The 22,678-nt window shown below is 58.0% G+C and carries 21 protein-coding genes and 1 tRNA gene; 5 read left to right on the top strand and 17 right to left on the bottom strand.

Translation table 11 applies throughout. The features are described 5' to 3' along the window. Positions 1–2 precede the first annotated feature (2 nt). Together BW921_RS00955 and BW921_RS00950 are read left to right on the top strand one after the other, a co-directional pair. A tRNA-Ser gene (locus tag BW921_RS00955) sits at positions 3–94 on the top strand. A 43-nt stretch (positions 95–137) separates the two neighbouring features. Beyond that, complete coding sequence (locus BW921_RS00950; protein WP_168168611.1) at positions 138–1,427, top strand: aspartate kinase; 1,290 nt, start codon at positions 138–140, stop codon at positions 1,425–1,427. On the opposite strand, the gene BW921_RS00945 is transcribed toward BW921_RS00950, so the two are convergent. Continuing rightward, entirely contained in the window at positions 1,393–6,720 is a 5,328-nt protein-coding gene (locus BW921_RS00945) for a cobaltochelatase subunit CobN (RefSeq protein WP_148688188.1), read from the bottom strand. The genes BW921_RS00950 and BW921_RS00945 overlap by 35 nt on opposite strands. A gap of 89 nt (positions 6,721–6,809) precedes the next feature. Between BW921_RS00945 and BW921_RS00940 the strand changes: the two genes are divergently transcribed. Beyond that, complete coding sequence (locus tag BW921_RS00940; RefSeq protein ID WP_148688187.1) at positions 6,810–8,339, top strand: prenyltransferase/squalene oxidase repeat-containing protein; 1,530 nt, start codon at positions 6,810–6,812, stop codon at positions 8,337–8,339. Here BW921_RS00940 and BW921_RS00935 read toward each other — a convergent pair. The 12 genes from BW921_RS00935 to modA all read right to left on the bottom strand — a co-directional run bounded on the left by BW921_RS00935 (position 8,277) and on the right by modA (position 19,076). Next, positions 8,277–10,028, bottom strand: a complete 1,752-nt coding sequence (locus tag BW921_RS00935) for a hypothetical protein (RefSeq protein WP_148688186.1) — start codon at positions 10,026–10,028, stop codon at positions 8,277–8,279. The genes BW921_RS00940 and BW921_RS00935 overlap by 63 nt on opposite strands. A 97-nt stretch (positions 10,029–10,125) precedes the next feature. After that, on the bottom strand, positions 10,126–10,425 hold the full coding sequence (locus tag BW921_RS00930) for a DUF2097 domain-containing protein (RefSeq protein ID WP_148688185.1): 300 nt from the start codon (positions 10,423–10,425) through the stop codon (positions 10,126–10,128). A gap of 62 nt (positions 10,426–10,487) precedes the next feature. Continuing rightward, complete coding sequence (locus BW921_RS00925; protein ID WP_148688184.1) at positions 10,488–11,285, bottom strand: formylmethanofuran dehydrogenase subunit C; 798 nt, start codon at positions 11,283–11,285, stop codon at positions 10,488–10,490. 27 nt (positions 11,286–11,312) lie between these two features. Continuing rightward, a complete protein-coding gene (locus BW921_RS00920; RefSeq protein ID WP_148688183.1) occupies positions 11,313–13,058 on the bottom strand; it encodes a formylmethanofuran dehydrogenase subunit A in 1,746 nt (581 codons plus the stop codon). Between the two features lie 27 nt (positions 13,059–13,085). Then, on the bottom strand, positions 13,086–13,397 hold the full coding sequence (locus tag BW921_RS00915; protein WP_168168610.1) for a hypothetical protein: 312 nt from the start codon (positions 13,395–13,397) through the stop codon (positions 13,086–13,088). Positions 13,398–13,512: 115 nt separating this feature from the next. Beyond that, positions 13,513–14,814, bottom strand: a complete 1,302-nt coding sequence (locus BW921_RS00910) for a formylmethanofuran dehydrogenase subunit B (RefSeq protein WP_148688181.1) — start codon at positions 14,812–14,814, stop codon at positions 13,513–13,515. 78 nt (positions 14,815–14,892) lie between these two features. Continuing rightward, positions 14,893–15,288, bottom strand: coding sequence for a tungsten-dependent formylmethanofuran dehydrogenase subunit FwdD (gene fwdD / locus BW921_RS00905; protein ID WP_148688180.1), 396 nt, complete (start codon positions 15,286–15,288; stop codon positions 14,893–14,895). A gap of 14 nt (positions 15,289–15,302) precedes the next feature. Next, a complete protein-coding gene (locus tag BW921_RS00900; protein WP_088334659.1) occupies positions 15,303–15,542 on the bottom strand; it encodes a 4Fe-4S binding protein in 240 nt (79 codons plus the stop codon). Positions 15,543–15,634: 92 nt separating this feature from the next. Next, positions 15,635–16,879, bottom strand: coding sequence for a molybdopterin molybdotransferase MoeA (locus BW921_RS00895; RefSeq protein ID WP_168168609.1), 1,245 nt, complete (start codon positions 16,877–16,879; stop codon positions 15,635–15,637). Further along, a complete protein-coding gene (locus BW921_RS00890; protein ID WP_148688178.1) occupies positions 16,866–17,552 on the bottom strand; it encodes an ABC transporter ATP-binding protein in 687 nt (228 codons plus the stop codon). Before BW921_RS00890 ends, BW921_RS00895 begins: the two co-directional genes overlap by 14 nt. Next, positions 17,539–18,324, bottom strand: a complete 786-nt coding sequence (locus BW921_RS00885; protein ID WP_210400475.1) for an ABC transporter permease — start codon at positions 18,322–18,324, stop codon at positions 17,539–17,541. The genes BW921_RS00890 and BW921_RS00885 overlap by 14 nt, the downstream gene beginning before the upstream one ends. Next, complete coding sequence (gene modA / locus BW921_RS00880; protein WP_148688177.1) at positions 18,321–19,076, bottom strand: molybdate ABC transporter substrate-binding protein; 756 nt, start codon at positions 19,074–19,076, stop codon at positions 18,321–18,323. The genes BW921_RS00885 and modA overlap by 4 nt, the downstream gene beginning before the upstream one ends. A gap of 123 nt (positions 19,077–19,199) precedes the next feature. On the opposite strand from modA, the gene BW921_RS00875 reads away from it, so the two are divergent. Then, complete coding sequence (locus BW921_RS00875) at positions 19,200–20,147, top strand: DNA cytosine methyltransferase (RefSeq protein ID WP_148688176.1); 948 nt, start codon at positions 19,200–19,202, stop codon at positions 20,145–20,147. Here BW921_RS00875 and BW921_RS00870 read toward each other — a convergent pair. The 4 genes from BW921_RS00870 to BW921_RS00855 all read right to left on the bottom strand — a co-directional run bounded on the left by BW921_RS00870 (position 20,135) and on the right by BW921_RS00855 (position 21,613). Next, positions 20,135–20,398, bottom strand: coding sequence for a hypothetical protein (locus tag BW921_RS00870; RefSeq protein WP_148688175.1), 264 nt, complete (start codon positions 20,396–20,398; stop codon positions 20,135–20,137). The two genes, BW921_RS00875 and BW921_RS00870, sit on opposite strands and share 13 nt — an antisense overlap. A 113-nt stretch (positions 20,399–20,511) precedes the next feature. Next, on the bottom strand, positions 20,512–20,733 hold the full coding sequence (locus BW921_RS00865) for a hypothetical protein (protein WP_088334647.1): 222 nt from the start codon (positions 20,731–20,733) through the stop codon (positions 20,512–20,514). Positions 20,734–20,735: 2 nt separating this feature from the next. Beyond that, positions 20,736–21,272 (bottom strand): hypothetical protein, encoded by a 537-nt coding sequence (locus BW921_RS00860; protein WP_148688174.1) that lies wholly within the window; start codon positions 21,270–21,272, stop codon positions 20,736–20,738. Then, positions 21,251–21,613 carry a cobalamin biosynthesis protein gene (locus tag BW921_RS00855; RefSeq protein ID WP_148688173.1) on the bottom strand — a complete coding sequence of 121 codons (363 nt, stop codon included), beginning with the start codon at positions 21,611–21,613 and terminating at the stop codon, positions 21,251–21,253. The genes BW921_RS00860 and BW921_RS00855 overlap by 22 nt, the downstream gene beginning before the upstream one ends. 29 nt (positions 21,614–21,642) lie before the next feature. Here BW921_RS00855 and dph2 point away from each other — a divergent pair, with 29 nt between their 5' ends. Further along, on the top strand, positions 21,643–22,674 hold the full coding sequence (dph2, locus tag BW921_RS00850) for a diphthamide biosynthesis enzyme Dph2 (protein WP_148688172.1): 1,032 nt from the start codon (positions 21,643–21,645) through the stop codon (positions 22,672–22,674). The last annotated feature ends 4 nt before the right edge of the window (positions 22,675–22,678 follow it).

The raw sequence follows: 22,678 nt of genomic DNA, 5'->3' as shown, positions 1-22,678 counted from the left end.
GCGCCGGGGCGGCCGAGCCCGGTCCAAGGCGCGGGATTGGAGATCCCGTGGCCCGTAACGGGCCGCCCGGGTTCAAATCCCGGCCCCGGCGCCAACACGGAATCGTTATGAGTCTCATAACGAAGAGGGGACCGATCTTGGAGGTTCACAAGTTCGGAGGAACTTCGGTATCCTCTGAGGAGGGACTTCGGACCCTCGAGGCTTCCGCGGCTTCCGGTCATGTTATCGTGGTCTCGGCCCTAGCCGGTGTCACGGATGCACTGGAGGACTTCGTTCGACGTGCCGCCGAGGGTTCCGCCGATCCGACTCCCATACTAGAGCGTCACAGGGAGTTCATCGCGGAACACCTGGAACAGCGACACGAGGAAGTAGAATCGTTCCTGAAAGATATGGAGTCCCTCCTACACAGTGTCGTCACGGTTCTCGAGCAACTGGGTAGACCCGAAGAGCGCCTCCGCGACTTGGTTCTGTCACTCGGAGAGCGCGCGTCCGCCCGCATCGTAGCGGCGTACCTGAGGGAGCTGGGTATCAAGGCGGTGGCGTACGACGCTTGGGACGTGGGGCTGGTCACCACCGACGACCCAGGAAACGCGGATATCATTAGATGGGACGGAACGCGTTCGAGACTCCTACGAGACCTCCGCTCGGGCCGCGTTCCAGTCATCACGGGGTTCATCGGGAGGTCCGATCGTGGCCACGTGACCACGCTGGGACGAGGGGGCTCCGACTACACGGCCACCGTTCTGGCCGGGGTGTTGGGATCGCGGTCAGTAATATGGACGGACGTCGACGGCATCATGACCGCCGACCCGGAACTGGTGGACGCAGAGGTCGTCGAGCGACTGTCGTACGAGGAAGCTGTGATGGCGGGCGCCTCAGGGGCGGAAGTCCTCCATCCCAAGGCCGTGGAGGCTGCTAAGAACCTCGGAGTGACGGTTCTCATTGGGAACTCGTTCACCGGGGAGATAGGGACCGTGATATCCGATAGTACGGAGCCCGGTCCTAAGGTAGTTGCGTCCAGGGACGACGTCGCGCTGATCAGGGTGAGCGGTGCCAAGATGGTGGACGAGCCCGGAGTGGTGGGTAGGGTGACCTCCGCGCTGGGGAACGCCGGCGTGAACCTCCTTGCGGTATTCACGACGGTCTCGGAGCCCTACATCAACCTCCTGGTGGAGGAGACAAACTTGAAGAGCGCGGAGGAAGCTCTGAACGGCCTGGACTACGATTGGGAAGTCGACAAGGACGTGGGATTGGTCACGGTGATAGGCGAAGGAATGTCGGCCCGGGACGTGTCCGAGTTCCTGGCAGCTTGCGAGGAGTTCGACTTGTTGGGCAGCGCACATGGGGTCGTAGCGGTGAGCGTCGTGGTACCGGAGTCCGAGATCCGCGAAGTCACGCGGCGACTGGCGGAACGGTTGTTGGTGTAGCCCACGTAGCTCGCGGCCTAGGACCCGCCGGTTGAATCCTCCACACCAAGATGAACAGTAGAGTCAGAAGCAGGGCGATGACCCACTCCCAGATGACCTTCGGACCCGAAGAGGGTTGAGAAGTCCTGACGAACGTCCGGGAGGCATTCTCAGGTTGCACCTTAGACTCGGTCGCCGCTGTACGGTTGATCGCTCGGTGCGCGGACTTCGTGGAACCGGCGACCGAACCTGAAATCGTCGAGGCTCCAGTGGCTCCCCGGACCGAGCTCTTGAGCAGCGCTCCGATGAGCCCCACCACCGTTTGAACTCCGCTCTTTCTTCCTGGCACACCAAGTTTGTGACGTATCGAAGACGAGACAACCGCCGACGTAGCCGAAAACTGTGATACCGGATGTACCGAAGGGCTGGTAGACGACGGTGCGGTCCCCGAGGTTGACCGGATGGATTCTGTGGGATGCGACCTGGTAGCGACAGCGGCAGTCACTTCTTTCACCAATCGTTCGATCTCGCGAGCGATATTCGGACTGTCCAGCTTGGCGTACCACTTCACGACTTTGGATACCAACTGCTCAACTTCAGATTTGGAGTAACCAGCATCTAATAGGACCCGTGCGGCGTACGCTACTAACGCGGGATTGGGGCTGGTGTGGTGACACGTCGCGGGTCCGTGTTTGGCCATCGTATCCAATAGGACTTCCGCAGCACGCGCTAAGGTCTTCGAGTTAGGCCTCCACACGCCCGTTCGGGCGAGTTCTACGAACCAAGCGACGGCACCGACGACGGACGCCCACCCGTACTCGGTCCTGGGTGGTACCTGACCGATACGTTGGACCAGTGTCCTGAACACTTCGGTGTACACTGAATTCAGGTACGGACGCAGTGATGGTACCGTAATCCCCCAACCGGCCAGGAACTCGATTCTCCTGGCGATCCTAGACCAGCCGTAGTCACCGTGCTCTATCATGGCTTTCCACCAGGATTCGCTGAGCAACTTCGTATAGACCTCGCCTACCAGTTGCTGATAACCCGTTAGCATCCTCGCGGCGGTCGGATCGACGGCGTTCCCGATGTACAATTCCGGAGCGTGACCCGAGGCGTGTATCGCGTACAGAGTCATTCCACCGACCCAGTCGTAGAAATCGTCCGTGTCGATCAGTCCCCACGTGTTTACGACGTTGTGAACGACGACGTCGACCTTGGACATGAGGTATCGGAACGCCTCGACCGATGGGATGGCGTGGTAGACGCGGTCCGTACTGGTTCTCAGCACGACGATCCTGACCTTGTTCCCCTCTCGGATCGTCAGGATCCGAGCTTTAACCGTGTAAACGTACGCCATCCGGTTCTCACAGGTCACCCTGAACTTCTCCCAGAATCTCCGCTCGAAGCTCTTCAGCGCTGTCTCGGAGTCCTCAAAGAGACCGACCGTACCCGCGACGTCGGTCCAGGCGTGTTCCACTATGTCGCAAGCTCCGGTGCCCGCGTAGACTCCGGGTGGTTGGGCGAAGAACCCCGAAGACGCGATCACGTCGGCCATCTCTTCGGCTTCTTCGGGTGAGAACCCCTTCTTATTGAGCTCTTCCAACAGTCTGGGTTTCAGCTCCAGATAGTGCTTCCTGCGGTAGTTATAATAGGTAGGCTCGCCCACATGAGAGACCAAGTAATAAGCCTCGGTCAGCAGCTTCAGCGGATCTTCCATGTGTAAGGCGGCCCACACCACCACGTCGATCCTTGGCCGGTTGATCCACCGGTTACCGACCTTCACCCTCAGCTCGTCTAACGGGATCAGCTCGACCCCGATGACCTGGCCGGAGTCCGGGTTCCAGACGGGTTTCACGCCCAGCAGGTACAGAACCTCCGCGATGCCTAGACCTCCGGTACAGAGCTCGTGAACACCCCACAGGACTACGCCCACAGCCTCGGGCCACCTGCCGTACTTCAGGTAGTAGTCCGCGAGCATCTGATCGACGAGCTTGCGCGCGACGTCCCAAGCCTCCGGCGTGGGAATACTGGAGGGATCGATTGGGTAGCCGTCCCGCCCGGTGGGCAGGACCTTGGCATTCCACATCGGTTCGCCCAACATCCCCGGAGGGACGAACCTGCCGTCGAGGGCTGCGAGCAGTTCCTCCAACTCGACACGTCCCGAGTCACGGTAGTGCACGTAGATCCTGTACAGGTCGACCACGGCCTCGGCGAGGAGGTGCTCGTGGTCAGGATCGTCTCGCCAGCCGTGGAGGTGCCACTCGATCGCCCTTCGGGCCACCATCACTAACTTGTTCGATATCTGCCAGAACAGGCGCTTAGCCTCCCTGCCCGGTCCCTCTATGTCGTCGGACTCTGCGTAGTAATCCTCGCGGTCTTTTAGCGTCACGTAACGCTCCAGCCGATAGGCCAAGCCCTTGTCCCTCAGAACGGCCCGGAGGATCTCCTTCAGGCACCCCCTGAGCTCGCGTTTGAACCACGTGAACAGGTCCGGAGCGTCGGACTGCAATCGGTTCAGCGCGGCCTGATCCGGGGAGTCGATCAGCCCTGCATAGTACGCGAACACCGGAGCGACTCGTGAGGACGCAAGTGCCGCGGCCTGCTCTACGGCCACGTCCTCGTCTACGTCTCCGCCGTACACGTGCAATCCATACGCGACGTTCCTCAGCGCGAGGTCCAATAGGAAGTCGTGGAGTTTGTCGATGAACTCTTCAATGTGGCTCATCGCCCACTCCTTTGGGTTCTCGGGCGGTGGTTCCTTCCTCCCCACGGCGACCATGTTGACGACATCCTTCAGAAGTCCCAGGCGCTCCGCCGTCTCGACGATCTGCCGTTTCAGCTCCTCCAGCACGCGGGGGTCTCCTCCGAAATTCTTCATCTGGAAGTACCTCGCGAGCTCGCGCTCCAGTTCCCCATACTTGCCTAGGTCCTTGAAGTAACCCCACGGCGGTGGTAGATGTGTTATGAGGATCGGACCGGAGCGGTACTTGGCGACCATCGCCTCGCCGGGATTACTGACGATATAGAGGTAGATATGGGGCACATCGGGTAGCAGTACATGGGGCCAATCCAAACCCAATAGACCGACCTGATGACCCGGCAACCACTCCAAGGTTCCATGCGTACCCACGTGGACTACGGCGTCCGCGTGGAAGACTCTACGTAACCACTCGTATGCGGCGACGTATTGCCACTGCGGCGGCAGGTCCGGGGAGTGGTAGACCAACTCTGGGCTTCCTGACCAACCGCGCACCGGCTGCAGTATAACGGCCACGTTGCCCAGTCGCAGGGCCGGGATGACGTAGTACGGACCGTACCTCATGATCCCACGGTTGTCCGTAGGGGGTCCGAACTTCTCCTCGATGGCCCTCATCCACTCCATGAGGGACTTCCGAGCCCACTCAGTCTGTGGATCGTCGCCGATCAGTAGCGATAGGTAGTATTCGAACCTCCGCACGATGTCCTCCCGGTACCAGCGCTCCAGTGTCTCCACTGGGACTAGTTGATCTTCGCCCACAGTTCCTAGCACGTACGACGACCCGTCCACGTCGATCCACCGGATCGTACCACGATCGACGATTACCTTCATCGACTTTCCGTTCCAATCTACGCTCGCCTCGGCCCGCCCACCTCGGTACAGCTGAACGATGTCGGCGAGCTCACCTCTCGCCCACGGGCCCACGTTCTTCAGTACGAGGTCGGACGCCGCCATCAGAGCGTGTGCTAGACGCTTCTCCATCTCCTCGGCAGCCTTCGGGTCCTCCCGCCGGAGCTCCACCAGCTTCCGGTATAAAGCGGTCGCGGGGCCCAGGTCGTAGCCCCGTTCCGCCAACGCCTCGAAGATCCTCACCAGGGACCGGAACACGTCCAGGTAAGAGGCGCCGATACACCCACGTCCCGGCGGGTAGCAGTACACTACGAACGCCACTCGTTTCTTTGACTCGGGCAGATACCGTAGCCTCAGGAACCCGGTTACCGTCCGGGCCAGATCTTCGATCATGTCCTCCAGCGGGAACACCCTCATCCGATCGCGCTCCTTGAGCGCCACCATCTTGAACCAAAAAGCACCCTCGGGTTCGGGACCTCCGATTACCTGGTAACCCCACTCGAAGAGCGCGCCGATGCGGCCGGATTCCGGATCTTCCTCGTCCATGTTCAAATAGCGCTGCGGCTCGTCCATCCAATTAGCCCAGAACGGATACACCACCTTGATGACCGGGGCATCGATCCGCTCGAGCGCCCAGGTACCGGGCTTGGGGTAATCGAGCGTGAATGCCCACAGGGAGACCACGGCCGCGATGTCGTACCCGGCGTCTTTCAACCCGAGTAGAGCTTCGATCGGAGAGACCACGTTCCCATCACACAGAACGGCTATCGTCATCACGTCCCGGAACTCACGGGAAACCTCACGGTACACTGTATCTGTGAGCTTCTCCACGAGATCCTTCTCGCCCTTGTAAAGTGCATCGATGTAACCAAGCACTACTACGGTGCGTCGTTTCGGAAGTTTTATGGACTGGAAGAGCCTGGAAGACATTTCCCTGATGGCTTTCACCCACGATGGTATCGAGCCTAGGCGGACCTCCGTCCAGAGAGGCTCGGTGATACGATCCCGACCTTCGAGCGCGTGAAGCCACCGGTGGTATGACGCCTCGATAACTTCTCCCGGTGTCTCCGGGAAAATCCAACCTCGACCCGGTACATAAACGGCCACGAACGATATCCGTACCCCGGAAAGATGCAAGTCCTCCGCCGGTACCGACGGGTTCGCGAGCCACACCAGGAACTCTACGGCCGGTGTCAGATCCGAGGAGAACCTGAACAGGAAACCGAGATTAACGACTGCGGCGGTGTTGTCGACTACGCGCCGACAACCGGGCCCTAAAATCACGAAATCGTGTCGGTCTCCCGTTACGTAGGCCACCACCCGCTTTCTGTCGGCGAGTTCTCTGAGGAACTCCTGCATCGAGGGGACGGGTTTGCCCAGGACGCGCTTCGACAACTCCATCGTGAAGGGCGTAGGCATTGGTCCCATGTTGTCCAGAACGACGATATCGGAGAGCTCGATATCCTTGGCTAACGAGTCAAAATCCACCGGAGCGCTCTGGTCGGACCAGCTCACGAGTACGTTGTGTACGTGAATTCGGACGTCCACGTTCAGATCCTTCTTCACACGCTCCTCCACTGCGTGGATTCCTTCGGGTGATCCCCTCGCGGCGTTCCCGAATATCACCACGTCTAGCGAATGCGCTGGGGTCGGGACGGTTAAGGATACGGCGACGAGAATCAGGAAAGGTGCCAAGTGTATCATAGGGCGTGCGGACCCCCACCGAGCCGTCGCGTGATTACTAAATTTTTATTTCTTACTCCTACCATACGTTGTAGTTAGGGGTGGGTGCGGTGTGCGTCCTCGCTGCCGCGATAGCCGTTCTGGTAACCGCCGCACCGACGACAGCGCTGGACTGGAGGAATGCGGAGCCGTATAAGGAGCTCCAAACGGAGTGTACGGACGCCGTGAAAGCGGGCACCGTATGGTGGTTCATCACCGCGGATCGTGGCGGTCCCTACTTGGCTTCGATCCACTTGTGGAACCCTCAGATGACGTTCGGATACGAGCTGAAGGCGATCTCACTGGCGTATCCCACGCTGGAGAGCGCTGAGCGCGCTGGATTACTAGCCGACAGGGTACCTGCCGGTGTGCCGGCGATGACGCCGATATCGGAGTGGCCTAAGGCTTCCGAGGAGGCCGTCAGATGGGTACTAGACAACCAGAACGAGGACGGTGGTTGGGGGCAGGCATGGACGTATCGGGGTATAACCCACTCGGGTAGTCAAACTAGCGACACTGCGGCGGCGGTCATGCTGCTGATCCATGAGATCGAGCGGCGACACGATTCGGGTGTGGAGTGCGAGCTAGTGAGCGCCGTACGCAGGGGACTGACCTGGCTTCTGGACCAACAACTTGGGGATGGTAGCTGGAGCAGGAAGAAAGAGGAATCACGGGAGGGGTCTCCGTGGCACACTCGTGCGGCGGTCGCGGCGTTGTTGATGGCGTTGGAACACCGGGATCTGCTGAGCCTCGACGACCGTGCGGTGGAGCGGATCAAAAGCGCCATCGAGCGGGGAGTCTCCTGGATGCTGGAGAGTCAAAACCCCGACGGGTCTTGGTACTCCGGGCTGATGTGTCAGGAATACTCGGCCGACACTCAGGCGTACATCCTCTCGACGCTGATCGACGTCTACCTGAAAGCGGACAGGCTCGGACTCCACGTGGACCGCGATCGGATCCTAAATGCCATCCGCAATGGTATCGAGTGGCTCTTCAACAGCGAGAAGTCCGGGATAGCGTGGGTAGTTGGAAATCACGGTCGAGGTCCCGCGTGGGCGTACTCCTCGGCTTACCTAGAGGCGCAGGGATCGCCGGAGACGACCGTTACAGGGAACGTCCTGAGTTTGGCACTGCTGAAGGCTCTGTGGTTCGACGTCGCGACGGACGCGGAAATCTGCACGCCGGTGGGCAGACGCAAGCTCCGGGACCTCGTGACGGATCCGAAGTACAACATTCACGCCACCGTCGAGTGGCTCGTATCCCAGCAGTACCGAGGGACCGAACACCCGGAGTGGTACGGAGCTTGGCCGTGGCCGGCCCGGAATGTGATGTCAACTGATAGTGGAGCTAGCTACGAACCGGCGTCGATATGGGCTACGGCCTACGCTATGCGGGCACTCGAGGCTTACCTGAACCCGGAGCTGTTTTACGGGAAAATAACGAAACCGAGCGGGAGCGAAGTGTCCAGGAGTGAGACCGTGTCAGGAGGGATGGAAACGAACAGGAGAGAGGGGTCAAGGAAGGGTTTGCCGGTTCTGTTACCGGCTATACCTCCTGTACGCCGCCAGTGTCAGTATCGCCGCCAATACCGCCATCGGTGATATCGCGACCTTCCTACGCTCGAGCTTCTGCTCCAGCTTCTTCACGCGTCCTTCGAGATTCTCTACAGTATGCTTCAACTCCTGAGCGGTCTGTATCAGCTCGTTCGCCTTCTTCTCCAGGTCGGAGACCTTCTTCTTGAGCCCTGAGTAGCTGTTGAAAATCGCGTTGTTCACGACATCCATGGTACCAGTCAGGTTGTTGAGCAGCTCGGCGGCCGACGACATGAACTCGTCGACGGGATCACCGATGCCTACCGTCAGTATGACGGCGTCGCCGATACTATGGCCGCGGCTCCCACTGTCACCCTTGTAGCAGGCTACGACCAACTCGGCGTTCTTGTACTCGCTATTGACCGTGGCTAAGGCCGGACAGTAGTAATAATACCCACTACCGAACCCAGTGAGGTCGTACTGCGCGATCACCTGGATCTTGCCATCTTTGACACGGAACAGGACGCCCGCCAATCGTTCCCTACCAAAACCGCCACTGTTATCCGCGAACACCGATAAGTAGTACGACGTGCCGTTGTCCGTGTAAACCTTGGCTACTGTGGGGCCCGTCTGCGTGTAGATACGGCGGTAGATCGTGGTGTCCGACGAGAACGTCCAGTTCCCATCACCTGAATTCACTATCAGCGCGGCGTTGATGTCCGGGATTGTGGTGTCTCCCGACATCCCTCCCCAGAGCGATCCGACCCGGTACACTACCACGTTGTCGCACACCCACGGGCACTCGTTGGTGTTATCGGAGGTCGATAGTGATCCTTGTACCTCGTGAACGTCCTCCTGGTTCAATTCACCGATCGTCGATAGATCGGCTGGAAGATCCACCACGTACGCCTTCACTTTGCACCCCTTCCACTCGCCATAGAAGCCCCAGCTGGTCACGTTGGGGCTCGCTTGCGAGTAGTCCGTCAGTACCACCACGAGGTACTTAGAGCCGCCCTGTTGGTACACCGATGCTACGGGTCTGGCGTGTCCGAAATAGTGAACGCCGTCCTTGACGTAGTCCTTGCACACTCCTTCCGCGATGACTAGCGGCTGACCCAAGACCGGGGTGATGTTCCCGTTCGTGTATATCTTGAGCACCTGTAGAACGACGTTACCACTCCCACCGTTCCACTTCTCGTACACGATCGCCACATACTCGTTACCATCATTGTCCGATCCGAGGTATACCATGTGCGGATACGCGGCGTTCCCGTCCACTTGGACCGGTTGGGAATCCATCGAAATCTGATCACCAGAGACACTGACATTGTACACCAGAAGCTCGCCGTAATCCTGAGTGGCTAAGTTGTCCTGCGGCACCTCCGTCACGGCCAGGAGGAACTTACCATGACCGTAGCTCACAAGAGCCGGTGCGAAATCGACGTGGCCGGATTCCGGGGTCACATAAGCAGCACTACCCGATGGAGTTCTCAAGCCGATCTTACCGACCACGTTGCCGTTCTCGGACCATTCCTCCCAAGCTACTAGTACCGTACCGGCACTATCCACTGCCACGGCCGGCCCTTTGACTTGGTAGTAGTAACCGTCCCTGGCGGCCACGTCGGAGTCCACGTACCTGCCCTGTTGCTGATCCCATTTCATCTCCGTGTCGAGGGTAAGCTGAGGACTCACAGAAACAGCCGATGCTTGTCCTACGAGCGCCGCTAGCAGGGCCAGTAGCGCGGTAGTTCTCCTCAACTGGTGTGCCCTTCAACACAACCTTAGTTGATATATTTTAACTTTAGCTTAACATTTCCGGTGTTGAGGACTAGTACACACGGCTGCCACGTGGGAATTACAGTATGTTCATACTCGGACTCTCGTCGGTCCCCTCGACGACTATCTTGACGGGTTCCCCAGCCTTAGGCTTGTGAACTACCTCCAGCATCATCGAGCATATATCTTCCAGGTCGTAGCGCCGAATTCCTGGTGCTACCTCGGACTCGACGTACAGATGGAGGCGGTACCTGGTGATTTTAACAACTTCACCGGGTACGTGCACGAACGCGTAGTTGAGCTCTAACTGATCCCCTTCTTCTACCTTCTCTCGGAAGTACCTCAGTAACTCTTCGGGGGACATTCGGAGCGTCTTCACGTCGACGATCCCCGGGGGGTTCGTTAAGGGGGAAATAACGATACAGGTCGTGGGGGCGGAGCTCACGGTACCTCGTTGAGCGTTGCGTTTAAGTACAGTTCACCCTCGACCTTAGGTCCGTTCGCGTAATCGCCCGTGAAGAGATGGAAGGTTCCGGTTTCCCCCATCGGATCTTCTCGGAGTCCTTCGTATCGGAAGCTGGGCAGTACGTCCTCGGCGCGGCCGCAGACGACGACGGTCCCTCCCTCCATCTGGGCGCCGGGACGCGCTCCGACGTCTCCTCTCACGATGATGGTACCTCCCTGCATGTGGATTCCTATCATTATGCCTGCGTCGCCCTCCACGATGATTTTCCCGTCAGACATCCACTCTCCGATCTCGTCGCCAACGTCCCCTTTCACTAGGATACAGCCACCGCTCATCCCACGCCACTCACCTCGATACGAGGAACCCACGTAGTTCCCAGCGTTTCCGTACACCGTGATCTCCCCGCCCTTCATCTCCCGACCGAGCCAGTCGTCGGCATCCCCCTCCACGACCAGCTTACCTCCTTTCATCTCGGCACCCGCGTGCCGTCCGATATCTCCCTTAACTAGAATCTCGCCGGCGCTCATCCTGTACCCTATCAACTTAACCCAGGGTACGTCTCCTTCGATCACGATCCTGGTGTTCTCAGGCGAGTCGCCCGCATTCCCCTCCACGTCGAAGTACTCGCCGAGCTCGACGGTCGAGTTACCTTCGTATATCTTCAGCGCTGCGATCTCGTCCTCGGACTTACCCGCGAACTCGTCCGTACATATAACCTCGGCCTCGATTGGTACGTCCGGTTCTCCTTTCGGCGTCAGCACGACCTCCTTCAACAGGGGTACCCCCAAGGAAAATAATATTTACGAGAGGCGATCGCGGGCGTCGATTTCAATTCGCTCCTCCTTCGGTATGTACACGTCCTGAACCTCATAGCTACCCATATTGACCGAGTAATACTTCCGAAACTTCGTCTTGAGATCCTCCTTGACTTCTTCGAGCAGATCCTCCGGGACCTTAACATCGACCCAGTAAGTACGCCCGACGGGCTCGTTCACCACCATACCTTCCTGAACTACTATCTTCCCATCCTTCACCACGAGCCACGCCTGTTCGAACGCCCTCTCCACTTCCTCATAGTCCCGAGAAGGATCCACCTCGTCGGGTTTGATGTCGTAAATGGCGATGTGCGCGTAAGCTCCCTCACCAAGGTGTCCGATACGGTCCGAGAGACCCAACATCTTCGCTGGGGCGGCTCGGGTCGTGATCGCGATATCGGTCCATGTGTACTCGCGGTCGATGGTCGCGATCGCTGCGCGCTGACCCACCCACGGGTGCATGTTCTCGATCCACTCCTCACGGTACGGTTCACTCATCAGCCACGCGATGATCCTCGGGTACCGGATGAACGGACCAGCGTTCGGGTGGTCCGTCGAGATCACGACTTGCCATGGATTCTCGGTTAGTAGTGCGATCTCCAAACCGATAGCCCACTGAACCGAGTGCACGGGGTTCTTCGGGCTGTAGATGAACGGTACAACGCCCGATCCCGTCTCGAGCTCGACGTCGTAGTTTGCCCACTTGAAGCCTGTCAGCTCATGTAGCTCCCATTCGAGCGGACCGTCTGCGGTCATAGTCGTGGTCTCGTCCAGGGTGACCGCGCCCAGGTCGACCGTCATATGGTCGTTCTTGTTCAGGTACTTCGCGATTTCATCTGCCTTCGACTCGAAAGTGGGCCACGAATCACCGCCGTACGAATGAAACTGTACGTGTGTGTTGTGTGCGATCTGCTCACGCTCACCTATTTCGGGGTTCGGTTCTACACCCGTATTCTTGATTACGTCCCAGCTGTCCGTCGTTATCCCGTAGTTACCGGGCTCGCCGAGCAGGTTCGGATGGATGTGTATCGAGTGTGGTAAACCTAGCATCTCGTTGATCTTTACGTAGTTCTCGTAGATTTCGGCCGGGGTGATCTCGAAGTATGGTACTGGATCGTCCAGGCTATGGACGTTCTCGCCCCATCCCCAAGCCTCGGTACCTCCGGGGTTCACCATCTTAATCACGAAACCTTTAGTCGCTCGGAGTAGCCAGGCGGCGTACGCGGCTGCCTTCTCCAGCTCACCCTCCTTGATGTACTCGTATAGGATCCAGTTATTAGCCATCAGTGTGTACGCGCCTTCGTCCAGGATCGGGGTGTCCTTAATCTCCTCGTGGGTGTGCCTGGTCAGTAGCGGCGGAGTGGCAGCCTCCATCACGGTGGTGTATCCCATCTGAGCGTACAAATATCCCGTGATCGTGGTCGACGGAACCGAAAAGCCCGTACCGGAGCGTGTTCCAAGTTTCTTGGTTGCTATCTGCAGGCGACGGCTGTCCTCCGGTCTAAATATACGACCCACGTTGACTTTAGGGCCGGCCACGTGGGAGTGTATGTCGACGCCTCCGGCCATGGTCAGACGACCTTCAGCGTCGATGACCTTCGCTTTGGATTCGTCTACTTCCGACGGATCGACTATCTTGCCATCCTTGACACCTATATCCATGACCTCGCCCTCGATCCCGTTAAAAGGGTCGTACACGCACGCGTTCTTAATCAGGAGCTCCTTAGCCAATCGGATCCCCCCAACCCCGTACGGAGTTTAACACACGATCTTACGGCGGGAAGGCGCCACGTTGGCCTCCCGCCCGCATTCGGGACATCGTGCTGTCATCCCATCTGATTCTAGCTCCGGGGTGAGGGAGTGACAGTACGGACACGTCCATATACGCTTGGAAGTCTCCTTACAGACCCCAACTTCACCGAACGAGGGACGGAAGTTTGGATCTTCATCCACGTCGTCTCGCTCCTCAACCATGTACCTCGCGACACGTTCGGACGCTCGGAAGAATAACGATAGAACGGATTCGTTCACGCAGGAATGTGAGCCGCAGTACGGGCATCGGTATTCCATACGGACTCACCCCAAGGAATACGAGGTGGAAGGGCCCGGGCCGCGGGGGACTTGCCCCCGCTTCACCCCACGGGGCTCCCCGGGGACGGGGTTCGCCCCGTGGGGCGGCCCGGGCTTACATCTCCTCTATTTTCTCTATTATCATTTGTAGGATTTGTTTGTCGTTGGGTATTTGTTCTGGTGGTTCGGTTATTTTCTTCATTCTGATTGGTACTGCGTCCATTCTGTAGGCGGTTCCTTCCCATTCTATGCCCGCGATGGCTACTGGTATGTATAAGTCTGAGAGTTCTGCTGTTGGCGTCCAGTGTGGGTCGATGCATACGAGTGGTATTCTAGCCATGTGTTCTACTGCTTTTTGTGGGAAGTGTGCGCCTGGGTCGCTTGCGATGACCATCATCGCGTCGGCTTCTCCTCTGATTAGTAAGTCTACAGTACTCGTTTCACCCGGGTTATACCGCGGGTATCCTCTAGTGAAGTCTACAGCGTACGGGTATCCCGTCGTCCATGCTAGTACTTCATTGAACCCAGTCACATTGTAATGACCTCGCATCATGATTAGAGTCCACTTCGAGTACTCGTTCAAATCCCTGATTAGGCAGATTGCATTATCAATGTTCCGATGCCTACCGCGAGACATTGTCAAACCCATTCCCCAGAATAGTGTACCAAAGCTAGCCTCCTTGAGCAAGTCAGCGACCTCGTAGACTAGTTCTACCGGTACTCCAGCCACTTTCTCACGCTCGATTTCAAGCCCATGAACAGCCATTCGAAGCGCGCTGATTAACTCGTAATCCTCGTTCGGCTTGACTTGTATGTAAACGTCAGCCAGTCTAGACGTGGCAGTCCTCCGCGGGTCAACGACGATCACAGTACGATCCCCACGACCCTTCGGCCTGAAATAACCCCTAGCAAACACTGGATACCGACTCATATGCCGCGGATGAGCATGCATCGGATTACAACCCCAGTAAATCACCGTATCAGCCCTGTTCTTCACCTCACCCAACGTACACCCCGGAACACCAACATCCTGCAACCCCAACACCGAAGGACCGTGTCACACTGAGGCCGTGTTGTCGATGACGCCACCGACTAGTTCTGCTAGTTCAACACCCTTCTCCTGTGCCTCTACCAACGTCGCGGACCAACCGTACAGGATCGGTAACTTAGCCTCAACGAGTATCCTAGCCGCTTCTTCCGCAGCATCCTCGTAGTCAATCTTCTTCCACTCTCCATTCTCCCTGATCATCGGTTCCGTATGACGATGCTCCTCCTGCGCACTCAAGAACTTCGCAGCACCAATCCTACAAGCATGCCGAACCTCCACGATCTCACCGTCCTCCACGACCACCTCCAAATCATCACACAACGTACCACAGAACGGACAAACCACGTCCCTGATTACTTTCCTCGCCATTTTTTCACCCCCTTTCAGTTGTAGCCGATGTTGATATTCGATGAAGATGAAAATGACCAGCTGTCAAGTTACCGCGAGTTATTCAGAGAGGTACTCGGAGCGCATGAATTCTGACATATCTTCGATCGGCTCATCATCAGTGGGTTCTATTTCGACTTTTATCCCCTTGAAACCAGGCATTCCCGTGCTCTTGGTGTTCGGATCTACGACTTTATTTGCCCAGGGACCCATCGGGATGAAAACCACACCGCGAGGCGGCACGTCGGTGTCCGCAGCTTTAGCCCGTACGATTACTTTACCGTATTTGGACTTGACCTTAACGGGATCACCTTCGCTAATGCCGAGCTCTCTCATGTCCTTTGGATTGAAGTAGCATATTGCAGTGGCGTTAGGGTAAATCTCGCCAGCTTTGTCGGTTTCGATAGCTTCGCCCTGCCAGATCGTTCGACCCGTGAGCAGGATGAATTCGACCATTCCCCGTGGCTCCCCTACGTTTTGATTTCGATAGCGTCCACGGGACAAGCGAGTTCGCAAGTCATGCATGCCTCGCACAAGTCCTCGTTAATCACCGAGACTGTCCCGTTCACGACCTTGATCACCACATCTTCACCATCTTCGGGACCCTTTCCACCCCATGCATTTGGAGAATTACAAGCGTTGACTGGGCAAGCGATCACGCAGTTACCGCATCCGTGACAGCGTTCCTCGCGGATGATTATCTCTACCAACCCGCGACCCCCACTAGTCTCCACGCCCGCCTCGGAGTTAGGAATTAAATAAGTGGGGTCGGTGGGGACGAGTGGACGACCGGTGGACACCTTCAGAACCTACGTTCTACCTCATCGAACAAGTTAAGGAACCCGCGCAGCGGGAGAATCAGAGCACGCTCCGAGCCTCCGGGAGGAACGAGGGCGAAGCCGTCGGTCTCCCGAAACAGCGCGAAGTGACTGGGACGGTCCTTGGACATCTTCTCGACACCATCGGAAAGACGAACACGTGCTATCACGCCGACCTCGCGTTTGGATTTGATCCCGGAGGCTTCTGCCTCGAAACCGACCACTAACGGGTCCGCTCCGGCCAGCATGAGTAGCGAAGGTATCACCCAAACCCGGAAAGTAGAGTAACACGAGGTGGGCCATCCTGGCAGGGTGAAGGCGACGGTTCCCTCCCGTACGGCGATACCAAATGGACGCCCGGGCCGGGCTCTGATCCCGTGGATGAAGGCATCGAACGTGTCGTCCAGTATGTCCTTGACATGGTCTCTCTCCCCAACCGAGGATCCTCCAGTGATCAGAACTACGTCGGAGCAATCGGCGTAGTCCTTCACTGTCTCACGGATCTCTTCCGGATCATCCTTGACCAAGCTCATCCCTACTACCTCGACACAGCCCATGTTCTCGAGTTCCGCGGTGAGCACTGGGCCGATACAATCCACAACCTGCGTCTCACTCTCCAGCTCTGATGGACGGTGGACGAGCTCGTTTCCGGTTACTACGACCGAGACACGCAGGGGTCTGTGGACATCCACTTCCTCCACTCCGTGTTCGAGCATCACTCCGACGTCCACGGGCTCGACGAGATGGCCGGACCGGTAGAGAACTTCTTCCTCCTCGACGTAGCAGCCGGCCGGATCCAGGTTGTCCCCCGGATCGACGCTTTTCTCCACAATTATCTCGTTACCGTCGCGTTCCACGAACTCTACGGGGATGACGGCGTCCGCACCCTCCGGAATCGGAGCTCCGGTGTCGACGTACACTGCCTCTCCCGGACCGACCTCGACGTCGGTCCCTTCTCCTATCCTAGACTTGCCCACGACTTTCAACTTGGTTCCGGGCTCGGTGTCTTCGGATCTCACGGCATACCCATCCATAGCGGACCGGGTGAAAGGTGGAGAGGGACGCTCCGCACGAACGTCTTCCGCGAGCACGCGTCCTGAAAGTTCGGACCCTACTTCCACGGTCTCGGGTTCCGGAGGTGAAACGAAGCGTCGTAGGAATTGGATGAACTCCTCGGGCTTGGCCAGATCGTCTGCGTACACGAAGCCCTTGTACTTACGCTTTGACACTTTCCACACCCCGTTTCAACTTCTCGAGCGCCTCGTCCACTGAACCCACATCCATCGCCTTACCCCCTACTAAAACCGTGAAGGTGTCACCGATACGCTCGGCTTCCCATGGGTCGTGCGTGACGTACAGGGCGGGTACGCCCGTTTCCTTCAGTACCTCGCGGAACTTCGGGACGAGGTCCGTCTTCACGGCCAGGTCGACGTCGCTGAGAGGCTCATCCAGAAGCATCACCTTCGGATCGGAGAATAGAGCTCGAGCGAGTGATACCCGACTCTGGTACCCGCCGCTGAGCTCGTCGGGCTTCAGATCGAGGTATTCCTTCAGTCCGAGGAGCTCCACGAGTTCGTCCAGTCGATCGGGATCGCCGCGACCGTTGTGGAGGGAGTACGTGATGTTGTCCTTGACGGTCATGTGTGGGAACAGCGCAGGTTGCTGTGGGACATACCCAACGTGGCGCTCCTCGGGTGGGAGGTCGGTGACGTCTTCCTCTCCGATGATCACGCGACCCTTGTCGGGCTTCAGAATGCCGGCGACGATCTTGAGGAGCGTGGACTTACCGCTCCCGTTGGGACCGAAGAGTACCCGTACTTTACCGGGCTTTACTTCCAGGTCGACACCGCGTAGGACCTCCCGGTCTCCGTAGGAGAACTCGACTCCCTCAACCCTCAGCACGGCGAAGTCCCCCTGTTACCGAGCGCACTAACGCGACCATGGTCAGCGATAGGACCATACAGAACACGCTGGCGGCGACGGCGACTTCTAGATCTCCTGCTTCCACCCGGGTGAACACGTACGACGCGAGTACCTGTGTCTTACCTGGAAGGTTACCTCCGAACATGATCACCGTGGCGAACTCGCTCAGGGATCTGGAGAACCCTAGTAGGAAACCGCCGAGCAGCGCCTCCCGCAGAGCAGGTACGACCACTCGTATGTAGGCCTTTGGCGGTTCGTCACCGAGTGTGCGGGCGACGTCCACGAGCTCACGTCCTAGTTCCTCGACACCCGACTGTACGGTCCTGGCCGCTAGCGGGTACGATACGAAGAGCATGGCGAGGACTACTGCGATCAAAGTGAACGCGAGCCCGTTCTCACCCAACCATCCGAAATAGTTGCGACCGAACGCCAACAGTAACGCTAGTCCTGCTACGGTGTGCGGCAAGGCGATGGGTAGGTCGTTTAGGAAGTCCGCTACCCTGTAGATCACCGAGTTTCGCTTGAACAGATGATAGTAGCCAAACCCTATCGCGATCACCACACCCACGGCGGCGGCTGCGACAGCGCAGAGCACCGTGTTGAACGTGGCGGACCAGAAGTAGGGATCACTGAACGCCCACGCTATCCCTTGGGGCGTTAGGTTCATGGTCAGTGCTACCAACGGGAACACTATGAATACGAAGAACAGGGGAGGGAACAGAGTACTCAGGATTTCGTACCTCCCGATCATGCTGGACTCCACCCGTACTTCTTGAACTCGTCGATGTGCTCGAGACAGTAGTTCAGGAAGTCCTCTGCGAGCCGTTCGTTACCTCCCTTGATGACGGCCGCTCCCCAGATTATCGGCCCAGTCAGGGAGTGAGGGAACATCTGCACGATCGGCAGACCGAAGCCGACTGCCACACTCCGATAGACGAAACCTGCATCGATCTGGTCGTTCTTCACCATCGTGGCGACCTGGTTGACGGTACCAGGTCTGGCCTTCAGGTTCCCGTTTTTCACGATAGTGTCCCAGAGTCCGAGCTTCTTCAGCGCGCGCTGTGTGTACTCACCGACAGGTGCCTTCGGGTCAGCCACGGCAACCGTGACGCCAGGCTTTGTGATGTCCTCGACGTCCTTGATGCCTTTCTCCTTGCCCGTCTTGGATACCACCAGAACGAGGTAGTCCTTCAGGAATTTCTTAGTCTTGATAGTCTTGCCGGCCTTCTGGAGCTTGACCACGTACTTCCAATCCGCGGAGAAGAACAGGTCGCACTTCTGCCCTTGGAGTATCTGCGCAGTCAGTCCTCCGGATGGACCGAAGTTGAGGGCTACCTTAACGCCTTTTTCCTTCTCGTACTGCTTCGCGAGCTTGGTGAGTGGTTTCTTCAGGCTGGCCGCAGCGAACACCGTGAGCTGGTTCGAGGACGTGTAGTAGTAACCGGCGGCCGCCGCGATCACTACTACTGATAGGATCCCTATTGCGATCGGTACCCCGCGCACGCTTCACATCCCCCGATTGATATGATCATGCGATTCGCATGGTCGGAGTAGTCCGGCCACTACCTCTTATTTATGGGGCGTCTACCGGCGGGTGTTGAGTAGAACTCGACTGGGGGTGATCCGTTGAAGCCGAGAGTGGTGGATCTATTCTGCGGAGCCGGCGGTTTCTCTAGGGGTTTCAGGGAAGCTGGGTTCAAGGTCTTGGGAGGTGTTGAGAACAACCCCGCGCCGGCCGCGACATATCGGAAGAACTTCCCGAAAGCCGAGGTGATCGAGCGTGATATCCAGCGGGTCGACTCGGAGGAAATCGTGGACGAGTTAGGCGAACCGGATGTGATTATTGGAGGGCCGCCCTGCGAGCCGTTCACAGCCGCCAACGCGGATCGGAAACCTAACCCGCTGGATCGACTCTACGACGATCCCGTAGGCAGGTTAGTACTCCACTTCGTGAGGATTATCGGTGACCTCCAGCCCGAGGTTTTCGTCATGGAGAACGTCCCCGCAATCATGGAGGGGCCTTTAGAAAAAGCGTTGAGGAAGGAGTTCGCACGTGTTGGATACGAGAGGATACACTTCAACGTACTCCAAGCGGTACATTACGAGGTACCTTCGTATCGGCGCCGCGTCTTCATTTCAAACGTAAGAATAGACCCCGAACCCACAGCGGAACGGCCGAAAACTGTGTGGGAAGCTATCGGAAATCTCCCCAGCCCTGACTCGGAGATTCCCAACCACGAACTGCGCCCCATGTCCAAGAGGAAGCTCCGAAGGATCCGACGCCTTAGGTGGGGGGAGGCCCTGAGCGTCATAAGAGGGGCTAGAGGTAGCTTCAAGAACTGGCTCAGGCTGCACCCCTTCAAGCCGGCCCCTACTGTGATGGGTGGGTCCAGGTTCATACACCCGTTCGAGGACCGACTGCTTACCGTCAGGGAGCAAGCCCGGCTGATGAGTTATCCCGACGATCACGTGTTCGAAGGAGGGTACGAGACGCAGTACGACCAGGTAGGAGAGTCGGTGCCGCCGGAGCTCGCCCGCGTTATCGCCGAGGAAGTCCGTGATCACCTCGCGTAATACAGTAGCGCCGCCACTAACAGGCCGATAGCCACGGCGGCTACGATGAGGTACTCCTTAGGTAGCGGAACCGTCGGTAACCTCCTGGGTCTCCACTCCTCCCACTCTCCGGGCTCCTCTACCCAGGTGACCTCCTGAGGAATGGTCTCGGCTTCCTCTGCGCTCTCATGAGCCCTACCGAAGAACTCCTCCCCGCGCTCGGTGAGTATCACATCTTCTTCGGTACTCTCGGCCCTGCCGATCCCCTCCACCTCACGCTCCTCGTACTCTCCGTACTCGTACGATTCCTCGCGGTATGACTCCTCGTATTCCTCTCCTTCATACGCTTCCGTACGTTCCTCCGCCTCTTCCTCATCCCCCCTGACTACAGTATCAGTTCTCGTTTTCCCAGGTCTTTTTCCAGGAGCTCACTTTTGACAACACTCTTCAACTCATCGATGAACTCCTCCAAGCGCTTGGTGAGTTGCTTCGCCTCGTCGTAGTCGTCGGTCTCCAACTCTACGGTCACCTTAATCACGTAGCTCTTGGTACCGTTTTCCGCGTCGAAGCTGGTCGTACGGTCCACATGGATTCGGGCGTTAACCAACGTCAGTACCCCCGTCGCCTTGCCTCCTCCCAACCGGCTTGTACGGCCCGATAGGATACCGCACCGAGCCGTCCCTCTTCCGAAAGCAGCGCCTTTTTCACGTCTTCTAACTCGCAGAGGCGCGCGATGCGACACATGGCCCCTAATAAGATTAGAGAATGGACTGAAGGAACCCTTTCATCTCGAGCGACTCTGGAGCAGTCTATTCCGATCCATCCTTCGGGCGGATCGAACCCTACGAAGGACTGATGAGAGAGATCGTACACCGCCCTTCGGGCGTTCGTACACGCCCCGAACCTGCTGAGTATCATGGCATAATCACACTCCGAGACCCTATCCACTGTCGCCACTATCACGTCGCAATTCCATCGATATCCACCGATCCACTTCCGCCCGGACCCGCCTGTGGACTGTGGAAGCATCAGAACGCCAACAGTGCGTCCCGAACGTTTGATAGCTTTCGAAAGCACCCGGGCCGCTCGTGTGAATCCGTCCCCACGCCCTCCGACTATGCAGACTACTTTCGGGATCTTTTCCACCCCAAAGCCGCGGTAACGGTGTTTCCGAAAGTCCGTTTCGGCCGAACGATTTCGTACCCGTGAGTTATAAGGACACCCTCACACACGGAACCTCGAACCCCTAGTAGGTCCCTCGCTCGGGAATCGCTCGGTGTGTAGTCAGCGAACTTCTCGACGAACCGTACGGGGATCCCTAACCGGCGACCAATTTCAACCAGCGCCTTTCCGGAGGGCTGGTCCCGCTTTCGGGTTATCGTGATGATCTCACCGAGTTCGCCTGCTTCCTCCAGACCCCATCGTATCGCAGTCACCAGGTCCTGCCGTCGCACTCTCCGCCTCATCCCGACTCCCAAAGCATACAACTATCACACCTCCATGTGTGGTGCTCCCGATGACGAGATGCACCTCCGCCGAATCCTATGACGAGGACGAAGTGCCGAGGGCCGTCGAGTCCCTCAACGTTGAAGGGCGTGTTCTGGTTCAGGCCCCGGATGGGCTGAAGCGAATCGCCCGTGAGGTTGCCGACGTGCTGGAAGCCCGTGGCTGCGAGGTGGAGCTCGACGCAGGTCGCGTGTTCGGAGCTTGCGACATCACTTCCGGTACCGTGATCCGGACGGATTATATCGTTCACATCGGTCATTATCCCATACCCGAGGTCGAGCGACGGATACGGGAGCTCGGGGCGACCGCACATTTCCTACCGGTACGTGGACGTAAACGCGTGGAACCATGGATGGTCGAGGAAGTCGCCGAAGTACTTCGAAACTTAGGAATCGAGCGTGTGAATATCTGCGCAACGGCACAGTACGTAACCGATCTCGAGCTCGTGTCAGAGATCCTACGGGAATCCGGTATCGAGCCCGTAATCCGATCGGGAGACGGTCGCAGGGTGGCAACGCCCGGGTTGGTGCTCGGGTGCAATTTCTCCGCTCTCGATACGTCCCTACCAACGGTAGTGGTGTGTTCTGGAAGCTTCCATCCCGCCGGTGTCGCTATTAGGACGAATCAGCCCGTGGTACAACTCGACCCCACGAAGGGGGTCTTAGACCCAGAGGACGTGGAGGGTGTCACCAAGAGGATTCTGGCCGTTAGACTGTCTAAAATCCGTGAGTTCGACTGGGAAGAGGGGTTCGAGATCGTAGAGAGCACCGCGTTGGGTCAGAGGAGACCAGGCGTGGTACAGATCCTGAACCGCCCAATATGGAGGTTGAGATATCTGACGGAAGATGCGCTAAGATCGCTCCGCAGACGTCAATGCGTGTTCTGCGGGTGTCCCAGGGTGCCCGTCGACGAGGCCTCTAGGTTCAAGCGATGGGTGTTGCTGAACCCAGCCGAACTAGCCGCGGTGCGTGCTGGGTGGAGAGAGTACCGCCTCGATGAGATTCCGACCCCTGAGGACGTCCTCAACGTCCTACGGCGGTGATGGC

This window comes from Methanopyrus sp. SNP6, assembly GCF_002201895.1.
GTDB lineage: Archaea > JAADCQ01 > Methanopyri > Methanopyrales > Methanopyraceae > Methanopyrus.
This window is presented reverse-complemented; position numbering and strand designations above follow the sequence as displayed.

Bases quoted from the DNA above. Each gene is read 5' to 3' on its own strand.
- BW921_RS00945 (WP_148688188.1), bottom strand. From the start codon at position 6,720: ATGATACACTTGGCACCTTTCCTGATTCTCGTCGCCGTATCCTTAACC.
- BW921_RS00915 (WP_168168610.1), bottom strand. From the start codon at position 13,397: ATGGAATACCGATGCCCGTACTGCGGCTCACATTCCTGCGTGAACGAA.
- fwdD (WP_148688180.1), bottom strand. From the start codon at position 15,288: ATGGTCGAATTCATCCTGCTCACGGGTCGAACGATCTGGCAGGGCGAA.
- BW921_RS00885 (WP_210400475.1), bottom strand. From the start codon at position 18,324: ATGATCGGGAGGTACGAAATCCTGAGTACTCTGTTCCCTCCCCTGTTC.
- dph2 (WP_148688172.1), top strand. From the start codon at position 21,643: ATGACGAGATGCACCTCCGCCGAATCCTATGACGAGGACGAAGTGCCG.